General features: G+C 71.2%; 7 protein-coding genes. 6 read left to right on the top strand and 1 reads right to left on the bottom strand.

Translation table 11 applies throughout. The features are described 5' to 3' along the window. The 6 genes from TX83_RS16785 to TX83_RS16760 form a co-directional block, all read left to right on the top strand. Nucleotides 1–788, top strand: a 788-nt coding sequence (locus TX83_RS16785; protein ID WP_064749128.1) for a vWA domain-containing protein, incomplete at its 5' end; no start/stop codon positions are given. After that, on the top strand, nucleotides 785–2,599 hold the full coding sequence (locus TX83_RS16780; protein WP_064749129.1) for a tetratricopeptide repeat protein: 1,815 nt from the start codon (nucleotides 785–787) through the stop codon (nucleotides 2,597–2,599). The genes TX83_RS16785 and TX83_RS16780, both read left to right, overlap by 4 nt. Before the next feature lie 4 nt (nucleotides 2,600–2,603). After that, the gene (locus TX83_RS16775; protein ID WP_075575216.1) at nucleotides 2,604–4,316 is read left to right on the top strand and encodes a BatD family protein; all 1,713 of its coding nucleotides are present in this window, start codon (nucleotides 2,604–2,606) and stop codon (nucleotides 4,314–4,316) included. 76 nt (nucleotides 4,317–4,392) lie between these two features. Then, complete coding sequence (locus TX83_RS16770; RefSeq protein ID WP_064749126.1) at nucleotides 4,393–5,772, top strand: dicarboxylate/amino acid:cation symporter; 1,380 nt, start codon at nucleotides 4,393–4,395, stop codon at nucleotides 5,770–5,772. Nucleotides 5,773–6,067: 295 nt separating this feature from the next. Next, complete coding sequence (gene tkt, locus TX83_RS16765) at nucleotides 6,068–8,068, top strand: transketolase (RefSeq protein WP_064749125.1); 2,001 nt, start codon at nucleotides 6,068–6,070, stop codon at nucleotides 8,066–8,068. A gap of 178 nt (nucleotides 8,069–8,246) precedes the next feature. Further along, nucleotides 8,247–8,444, top strand: coding sequence for a hypothetical protein (locus tag TX83_RS16760; RefSeq protein ID WP_064749124.1), 198 nt, complete (start codon nucleotides 8,247–8,249; stop codon nucleotides 8,442–8,444). A 127-nt stretch (nucleotides 8,445–8,571) separates the two neighbouring features. Here the strand turns inward: TX83_RS16760 and TX83_RS16755 are convergent. After that, nucleotides 8,572–9,670, bottom strand: a 1,099-nt coding sequence (locus TX83_RS16755) for an acetyl-CoA hydrolase/transferase C-terminal domain-containing protein (RefSeq protein ID WP_315851272.1), incomplete at its 5' end; no start/stop codon positions are given.

The following is a 9,670-nucleotide window of genomic DNA, read 5'->3' as shown; positions in this document are numbered from 1 at the left end:
GGGCGCTGCTGTGCGTGGCCGCGGCGCGGCCGCAACAGCTCGGCGAGGCGGTGCAGCCGCCGCAGGTCGGACGGGATCTGATGCTGGCGCTGGACCTGTCGGGCAGCATGAGCGAGCCCGACATGAGTTTGAACGATCGCCCGGTCGATCGCCTCACCGCGGCCAAAGCGGTGCTGGCCGACTTTCTGGAGCGGCGCAGCGGCGACCGCGTCGGCCTGATCGTGTTCGGCCGCCGCGCTTACGCGCTGGCGCCCTTGACCCTGGACCGCGCCACCGTGCGCGACCAGTTGCGCGACAGCGTGGTCGGCCTGGCCGGCCAGGAGACCGCGATCGGCGACGCGATCGGGCTGGCGGTCAAGCGTCTGCGCGAGCAGCCGGCCGAACAGCGCGTGCTGATCCTGCTTACCGACGGCGTCAACACCGCCGGCGCGCTGGACCCGCGCAAGGCCGCCGAGCTGGCGCGCGACGATCGGGTGCGCATCCACACCATCGCTTTCGGCGGCGACGGCTCGCTGTCGCTGTTCGGCTTCAAGATCGCCGTGCCCGGCGGCGACGCGCTCGACGAAAGCACGTTGCGCCACATCGCCCGGACCACCGGCGGCCGCTTCTTCCGCGCCCGCGACACCGGCGAGCTGGTCGGCATCTACGCCGAGATCGACCGGCTCGAGCCGATCCGCCGACCGGGCCAGGCGGTGCGGCCGCGCATCGAACGTTACGCCTGGCCGCTGGGCGGCGCCCTGGCCTTGGCCCTGCTCGGTTTCCTGTGGCCGCGGCGGAGGCCGGCATGAGCGCTTCGGTGTGGTCGCTGTGGACCGATCTGCATTGGCTGCGGCCGCAGTGGCTGTGGCTGCTCGCGGCGCTGCCGTTGCTGGCCGGGTGGTGGCGTCGGCGCCGGCGCGATCGCAGCGTCTGGCGCGGCGCGGTCGATGCGCACCTGCTGCCGCATCTGCTGGATGGCCGTGCTGGCCGGGCTTCGCGCCTGGCGGCGGTCGCCGCGGCGCTGGGCTATGTCGTCGCGGTGCTGGCCTTGAGCGGGCCGAGCTGGCGCGAAAGCGAACAACCGTTGTGGCAGGCGCGCACGCCGCTGGTGCTGGCGCTGGACCTGTCCAGCCGCAGCCTGGCCGGCGATCTGCCGCCGACCCGGTTGGCGCAGGCGCGGGCCAAGTTGTCGGTCCTGCTGCGCGAGCGCGACGGCGGCCAGGTCGGTCTGGTGGTCTACGCCGACGACGCTTACACCGTCGCTCCGTTGACCGACGACGGGCGCAACGTGGCGATCTTTCTCGACGCGCTGACGCCGGACATCATGCCCGGCGACGGCCAGCGCGCCGATCGCGCGATCGCCTGGTCGGCGCGCTTGCTGCGCCAGGCCGGTTTCGAGCGCGGCGAGATCCTGCTGATCACCGACCAAGCCGATCGCGCCGCGCGCGCGGCGGCGGAGAAGGCCCGCGAACAAGGCTATCGGGTGTCGGCGTTGGGCCTGGGTGGCGACACGGCGACGCCGTTCCGCCGGCCCGACGGCCGAATCGTCTCGGTGGCGCTGGACGCCGATTCGCTGCGTCGCCTGGCCGGCGACGGCGGCGGCCGCTATGTCGCGATCGGCCAGGGCGACGCCGATCTGCGCGCGCTCGGCGTGCTGGCGCCGAAGATCGGCGATGCCGGCGCGGCGCAGGGCAAGCAGGGACGGATGCGCGAGGACAACGGCTATTGGCTGTTGCCGCCGCTGCTGCTGTTGGGCTTGTTCGCGTTCCGCCGCCGCAGCGGCGCGGCGGCGCTGGCGCTGCTGCTGTGCCTGGGCCTGCCGCTGTCGCCGGCGCGCGCGCAGGGCCTGTGGCAACGCGCCGACCAGGCCGCGCACGCGCGCATGGAGGAGGGTACGGCGGCCTATCGCAAGGGCGAGTTCGAGCGCGCCGGCGAGTTGTATCGCCAGGGCCAGGGCGCCGATGCGCAGTACAACCTCGGCAACGCGCTGGCGCGCCAGGGCCGCTACGACGAAGCCATCCAGGCCTACGACCAAGCGCTGAAACTGCAGCCGGGCATGGCCGACGCGATGGCCAACCGGCGCGCGGTCGCTGCGGCCAAGCAGCGTCCGCCGTCGCCGCAGGAGCAGGGAAAGCAGGACGCGCCGCAGCGCAACGGCGGCGGACAAAAGGGGCAGGGCCGCGACGGCGGCCAAGGCTCGCAATCGAAGCCGCAGTCGCAGAAGGGCCAGCAGGACGGTCAGCGCGCGCAAGATCCGCGGCGCGACCGCAACGCCCCGCAGCCGCAACCCCAGCCGCAGCCCGGTTCTTCGGGGGCCGGCAACGGCCGCAGCGAAGCGCCGCGCGCCGCCGATCAGGCCGCGCAGCAGCAAGCCGACGCGGCGCAGCGCGAACGCATCCGGCGCGAGCTCGAGCGCCAGGGGGCGGCGCAGGACGGCGGTGCGCAACGCGGCGATCGCAAGGCGCCGGCGCCCGGCCGCGAAAATGCGCAGCAGCGCGAACGCCGGATGGCCAACGAGGCCTGGCTCAAGCGCGTCCCGGACGACCCGGGCGGGCTGTTGCGGGAGAAGTTCAAGATCGAATACGAGCGGCGGCAGATGCAGTCGCTGAAGGGAGACTGAGGCGATGGCGCGTAGGCTGGTTCAATTCGGACTGTGGCTGTTGCTGGCGACGTTGAGCGCCGGTGCGTTCGCGCAGCCGCGCGCCTGGCTCGACCGCGAGCGGATCCATGCCGGCGAGACCGTCACCCTCAACATCGAACTGGTCGGTTCGGTCGGCGGGCGTCCCGATTACGGCCCGCTGCACGCCGACTTCCAAGTCACCGGCAGCACCAGCAACAGCCAGGTCGTGCCCAATCAGGGCGGCTTGTCGGTGCGCAGCCTGTATGCGGTTTCGCTGGCGCCCAAACGCAGCGGGCGGATCGACATTCCCGCGCTGCAGGTCGCCGGCCAGCGCACCCGGCCCCTGCAATTGGAGGTCGTAGCCGATGCCGGCGGTACCCCGCAGGGCGCCGGCGCCGATGTCTTCATCGAAAGCGAGGGCGACGACCTCAGCCCTTACGTGCAACAGGCGGTGGGTTGGGTGGTGCGGCTGTACGCGGCGGTGCCGTTGCTGTCGGGCAAGATCGATCAGCCCGCGCCGGACGGCGCTTCGTTGATGCGGGTCGGCGACGACGCCCAGTACAGCCGCGACCTCGGCGGCCGCCGTTACACCGTGGTCGAGCGCCGCTTTTTGCTGGTGCCCGAGCGCAGCGGCGCACTGACCGTGCCGCCGGCGGTGTTCGAAGGGCGCAGCGCGCCGGGCATGATCGATCAGATGATGGGCGGCAGCGGCGACGAACAGCGCGCCCGCACCCGCCCGCGCACGCTCGAAGTGCAGGCGTTGCCGGCGAACGCGCCGCAGCCCTGGCTGCCGTTGCGCGCGCTGAGCCTGCGTTACCGCACCGCACCGCAGGAACTGCGCGCCGGCGGTGCGGCCAGTCTGGTGATCGAGGCGCGCGTCGACGGCGCCGGTGCGGCGCAACTGCCGGAATTGCAATTGCCGCCGATCGACGGCGTGCAGGTGTTTCCCGAACCCGTGCAGGCCGACGAGAGCTTCGTCGACGGTCGGCCCAGGGTGGTGCTGACGCGCAAGTTCTCGCTGGTGCCGGCACGCGCCGGTGCGGTGCGCCTGGACGGCGTGCGCATGGATTGGTGGGACGTCGGTGCCGGCCAGGCGCGCAGTGCGACCCTGCCGCCATTGAACTGGAACGTGCTGGCCGGCGGTGCGCCCTCGACCGCGCCCGGCGCCGCGCCGCGTTCGAGCGCGCCGGTCGCCGACGGCGTCGCCGCCGATGCCCTGGCGACCGAAACCGGTGCCGGTGCCGGTGCTGGCCCGGCCGGCGGCAAGCTCTGGGCCGTGGCGGCGTTCTTCTTCGCCGCGTTGTGGTTGGCGACCCTGCTCTGGGCGCTGCACCTGCGCGCGCATCCGGCGGCATCCCCGGCCGCGAGCCCCGCCAAGGCCGCGCAGAGTGCCGCGCCGAACTCCAAGCTCGCCAAGCCCTCGGCGGCGCTGCGCGAACTGCTGGACCGCGGCGACTTCGAACAGATCGCTGCGGCGCTGCGCGCGGCGGCCACGCCGCCGGCGGCCGACGACGACGAACTGGTCGAGCGCCTGGCCGATCCCTTGCAACGCGAGGCCGTGCAGGCCTTGCGCCGGGCGCGCTGGGGCGGTGGCGACGGCGTCGCCGCGCGCGCTCTGCTGCGCGACGCCTTCGCCCGCGGGCCGCGCTGGCAGGCCCCCGAGACCGAACCGGACTCGCCGCTGGCGCCGCTGTACCCGCCGCGCCGCGGGGCCTGAGCCGGGGCCCGGCCGCTGCGGCGGCCGACCGTGGGCCCTGGTGTATCCTGCCGGCTGTATTGGCCGGGCCGGATTCATGAGCGAAACCCTGAACGCGCGCAAGTCGCTCCCGCTGCATTGGAAGATGGCGATCGGCTTTCTGGCCGGCCTCACCCTCGGCCTGATCGTCTACGCCACCGGCCTCAACAGCCTCACCTGGGCCCAGCTCGGCGGCCAGACCTGCGTGCCGGCGGTCGCCGGCGCCGAGCAGATCTGGCAGTGCCGGCCGCTGCTCAAGCTGCTCACCGAGACCCTCACCGGCCCCGCGGGCGAGATCTTCCTGCGCCTGATCTTCATGCTGGTGATCCCGCTGCTGTTCTCGGCCCTGGTCATGGGCGTCAGCGAGATGGGCGACATCCGCGCCTTCGGCCGGGTCGGCTGGCGCACGCTCGGCCTGACCATCCTGATGTCCTCGCTGGCGGTGGTGCTGGGCCTGGTCATGGTCAACCTGTTCCAGCCCGGCGCCGGGGTCGATCCGGCCCAGGCCCAGCAGTTGATGAGCGAGAACGCCGAGCGCGCGCAGAGCATCGTCAAGGGCAGCGCCGAAGCGCCCAAGGGCATCCAGATGCTGGTCTCGATCGTGCCCAGCAACGTGATCCAGGCCGCGGCCAACGACGCCATCCTGGCGGTGATGTTCTTCGCCCTGATGATCGGCGTGGGCATGGTGCTGACCCGCTCCAAGGCCGTGGACACGCTGCGCGAAGGCATCCAGGGGCTGTTCGACATCTCCATGACCCTGATCGGCCTGGTCATCAAGCTGGCGCCGTACGCGGTGTTCTGCTTCATGTTCAACCTGGCTTCGGCGTTCGGCTGGGACTTGCTGTTCAAGCTGGCCAAGTACGTCGCGGTGGTGGTCGCGGCGCTGGCGATCCACCTGTTCGTGGTCTATTCGCTGGCGCTGAAGTTCATCGGCGGCCGCTCGCCGACGGCGTTCTTCAAGGGCGTGCAGGAAGCGATGGTGCTGGCGTTCTCGACCGCATCGAGCAATGCCACCCTGCCGACCGCGCTGCGCGTGGCCGAAGAGGAGCTCAAGCTGCCGCGCCGGGTGTCGCGCTTCGTCCTCACCGTCGGCGCCACCGCCAACCAGAACGGCACCGCGCTGTTCGAGGGCGTCACGGTGATCTTCCTGGCCCAGTTCTTCGGCGTCGACCTGAGCCTGGGCCAGCAGGTCATGGTCATGCTGGTCTGCATCCTCGGCGGCATCGGCACCGCCGGCGTGCCCTCGGGCTCGCTGCCGGTGGTGGCGATGATCTGCGCCATGGTCAAGGTGCCGCCGGAAGGCATCGGCCTGATCCTGGGCGTCAATCACTTCCTCGACATGTGCCGCACCACGCTCAACGTCACCGGCGACATCGCCATCGCCTCGATGGTCTCGCGCGGCGTCAGCGACCCGCCGGCGGAGCAACTCGGCGACTAAGCCGGGTCCCCGTTGCGCAGCTCGTCCGGCCCGCCGCATGGCGGGCCGTTGCGTTTCGGCGCCGCCGCGGACCGGCAGGACCGCCCGGGCGGCATGCCGATCCTGGCCGTAGCCCGGTCGCAGCCGGGTGCCGCGACGCCTGAACCGGCATCGCCGCCGGCGCGAGCGGGGGCTTGGGGCGACAGGGCGGGGCCCGGGATGGGACAATAGCGGCTCTTCGCCGCTCCCCGAACCGCGCTTGCTTGCGGGACCGGCCTCCCAGTTCCGCCTCCCAGCCTCCAGCCGCCCAAGCCCAATGACGACGCCCAGCCGCCGCGACCTCGCCAACGCCATTCGTTTCCTCGCCATCGACGCGGTGCAGGCCGCCAACTCCGGCCACCCCGGCATGCCGATGGGCATGGCCGACATCGCCGAAGTGCTGTGGAACGATTACCTGAGCCACAACCCGAACAACCCCAAGTGGCCCAATCGCGACCGCTTCGTGCTGTCCAACGGCCACGGCTCGATGCTGCAGTACGCGCTGCTGCACCTGTCCGGTTACGATCTGTCGATCGACGAACTCAAGCGTTTCCGCCAGCTCGACTCCAAGACCCCGGGCCATCCCGAGAACTTCATGACCCCGGGCGTGGAAACCACCACCGGCCCGCTCGGCCAGGGCTTCGCCAACGCGGTCGGCATGGCGCTGGCGGAGAAGCTGCTGGCGCAGCGCTTCAACCGCGACGGCCATGACGTCGTCGATCACCGCACCTGGGTGTTCATGGGCGACGGCTGCCTGATGGAAGGCATCTCGCACGAAGCCGCTTCGCTGGCCGGCACCTGGGGCCTGGGCAAGCTGGTCGCGTTCTGGGACGACAACAAGATCTCGATCGACGGCAACACCGACGGCTGGTTCACCGACGACACCCCGGCTCGCTTCGAGGCTTATGGCTGGCGCGTGATCCGCAACGTCGACGGCCACGACGCGGTCGAGATCAAGACCGCGATCGACACCGCGCTCAAGCACGGCGACAAGCCGACCCTGATCTGCTGCCGCACCACCATCGGCTACGGTTCGCCGGCCAAGGCGGGCAAGGAATCCTCGCACGGCGCGCCGCTGGGCAAGGACGAGATCGTCGCCACCCGCGCCGCGCTGAACTGGCCGCACGCCGAGTTCGAGATCCCCGAAGCGATCTACGACGGCTGGCGTTCGCGCGCCGCCGGCCAGACCCGCGAGGACGAGTGGAACCGCGCCTTCGCCGCCTACGCCGCGCAGTTCCCGGCCGAGGCCGCCGAACTGAGCCGCCGCACCGCCGGCGAGCTGCCGCAGGACTTCCGCGCCCAGGCCGACGCCTACATCGCCAAGCTGCAGGCCGACGGCCCGACCGTGGCCTCGCGCAAGGCCTCGCAGATGGCGATCGAAGCTTTCGCCCCGCTGCTGCCGGAGCTGGTCGGCGGCTCGGCCGACCTGGCCCACTCCAACCTGACCCTGTGGAAGGGCAGCAAGTCGGTCGCCAGCAGCGACCCGAACGCCAACTACATCTACTACGGCGTGCGCGAGTTCGCGATGACCGCGATCGGCAACGGCCTGCAGCTGCACGGCGGCTTCATTCCCTACGACGCCACCTTCCTGGTGTTCAGCGACTACGCCCGCAATGCGGTGCGCATGAGCGCGCTGATGGGCGCGCACGCGATCCACGTCTACACCCACGACTCGATCGGCCTGGGCGAAGACGGCCCGACCCACCAGCCGATCGAGCACCTGGCCTCGCTGCGCTACATTCCCGACAACGACGTCTGGCGTCCCTGCGACGCGGTCGAGTCGGCGGTGTCGTGGCGTGCGGCGATCGAGCGCCAGGACGGCCCGAGCTGCCTGATCTTCTCGCGCCAGAATCTGGCCCATCAGCCGCGCAACGACGAGCAGGTCGCGCAGATCGCGCGCGGCGGCTACGTGCTGCGCGACAGCGACGGCGCGCCGGAGGCGATCCTGATCGCCACCGGTTCGGAAGTCGGCCTGGCCACCCAGGCGGCCGAGCGCCTGAGCGCCGAAGGCGTCAAGGTGCGCGTGGTGTCGATGCCGTCCAGCGACGTGTTCGATCGCCAGCCGGCCGACTACCGCGAATCGGTGCTGCCCAACGCGGTCCGCAAGCGGGTCGCGGTCGAGGCCGGCGTCAGCGACTTCTGGCGCAAGTACGTCGGCCTGGACGGCGCAGTGATCGGCATCGACACCTTCGGCGCCTCGGCCCCGGCCGAAGCCCTGTTCCCGCACTTCGGCTTCACCGTCGAGCGCGTGGTCGAGGCGGTCAAGCGGCTGGGCTGAGCCTGCCCGCAGGCAGGTCCGGCGCACCGGACCTGCGCGCCGCGGGTTGCCCGATCGGGCGGCTCGGCACCCTGTTTTACGGCCTGCTGCCGCCGATCCCGATGATCGGCGACGGCTGGTACCTGGCCTCGCTGTTCTGCGGTCTGTTGCTGCTGGGGCTGTTGCTGGCGAGCAACCGATGGCTGGTCAACCGGCTGAACTGCTTTTCGGCGCCATCAGCTATTCGCTCTACCTGGTGCCCCCGTTCCTGGTGTCGCGCCTGTACGATGCGTTCGCCCGCTTCCATGCCGAATGGCCGCCGGGCGTCGCGTATTTCGCCTGCCTGGCATTGAGTCTGGCGCTGGTCGTGCCGGCCTCATGGTTGATCTATCGCTGAATCGAGAAGCCCGGCATCCGTCTCGGCCATCGTCTCGTCGCGCGTTTGCGCGAACGCCGGCAGGCGCGCGCTGCCGGCGCAGGCGGCGGCCGATCGGGCCGGTTGAGGCGGCGCCGTCCCGCCGGCGTCAGGCGGTTTCGCGCAAACCCAGCCGCAGCAATCGTGCCTCCAGACGTTCGCCGAGACCGCGCGGGGCATGCAGCCCCATGCGTTGCATCGCGTCCGGATCGGTCGCGGACGACGGCGCCGTCAGCGCACGCAGCAGCGTGCGCAGCTTGGCCGCGCGGGTCGCGGTATGGGCCTTCAGCCACCCCAGGGCTTTGACCAGGCGCTGTTCGACCGCGCTGAAATCGCTGCCCAGCGGGTAGTCGGGCAAGCTCCCGTCGGCGCGGAACGGCGCCAGTGCTTCGCGCAGGTGCTGCGGCGTGTTGCGCGAATGCGGTTGCGGCGTATGCGTCGGCAGTTTGCCGTGGCGCATCGCGGTCAGGCGCAGCGCGACGCCCGCGCCGGCCTCGGCGACCGCGGCCATGGCCTGGATGCAGTCCTCGTCGGTCTTGCCGCGCAGATCGGCGATGCCGTACTCGGTTACGTAGACGTCGCGCAGGTGGCGCGGAATCGTGGTCTGGGCGTAGTTCCAGACCAGGTTGGAACGGACTTCGCCGGCGCTTTCGCGGGTGGCGCGCAGCATCAGCACCGAGCGCGCGTCCGGCAGCGCATGGGCCATGGCGACGAAGTTGTACTGGCCGCCGACGCCCGACACGACGCGGCCGTCGTCGAGAGTATCCGACACCGCCGCGCCGAGCGCGGTGGCCATCATGCAGCTGTTGAAAAAGCGCGCGTCGCGGCGCTGCAGCCGCTCCAGGGTTTCGTTGCCGCCGTAGAGTTCGTTGACCTCGCTGATCCGGCGCATGCCGATGCCGCGGCGCTGCGCTTCGGGCAGCTCGCGCAGCCAGGCGTAGAAGTCCGGCGAACCGAGGTAGAACCCGCCTTGCAGGAACTCGCCTTCGCGCTCCAAGCGCGCGCGGTCGTCCGCACTCGCCGTGTCCTCGCGCAAGCGCCGCATCAGTTCCAGGTCGTCGACCACCTTGCGCTTGATCACGCCGACTTCGACCAGCCGCCGGAAGCCTTCGTTGATCATCTCGGAACAACCAAAAAGCCCAACGTAAAACGGCTCGAGCGGCGCAACCGGCGCCTTCGCGTTACGGTCTCCGGCCAGGTCACCCTGC

The organism is Lysobacter antibioticus HS124 (genome assembly GCF_000336385.2).
Classification (GTDB): Bacteria; Pseudomonadota; Gammaproteobacteria; order Xanthomonadales; family Xanthomonadaceae; genus Lysobacter; species Lysobacter firmicutimachus.
The sequence above is the reverse complement of the archived record's forward strand: the minus strand, read 5'-3'. Positions and strand labels throughout refer to the sequence as shown.

What these genes read in the sequence shown, in the direction of transcription:
- TX83_RS16780 (WP_064749129.1), top strand. Translation starts at nt 785, where the DNA reads ATGAGCGCTTCGGTGTGGTCGCTGTGGACCGATCTGCATTGGCTGCGG.
- TX83_RS16775 (WP_075575216.1), top strand. Translation starts at nt 2,604, where the DNA reads ATGGCGCGTAGGCTGGTTCAATTCGGACTGTGGCTGTTGCTGGCGACG.
- TX83_RS16770 (WP_064749126.1), top strand. Translation starts at nt 4,393, where the DNA reads ATGAGCGAAACCCTGAACGCGCGCAAGTCGCTCCCGCTGCATTGGAAG.
- tkt (WP_064749125.1), top strand. Translation starts at nt 6,068, where the DNA reads ATGACGACGCCCAGCCGCCGCGACCTCGCCAACGCCATTCGTTTCCTC.
- TX83_RS16760 (WP_064749124.1), top strand. Translation starts at nt 8,247, where the DNA reads ATGGCTGGTCAACCGGCTGAACTGCTTTTCGGCGCCATCAGCTATTCG.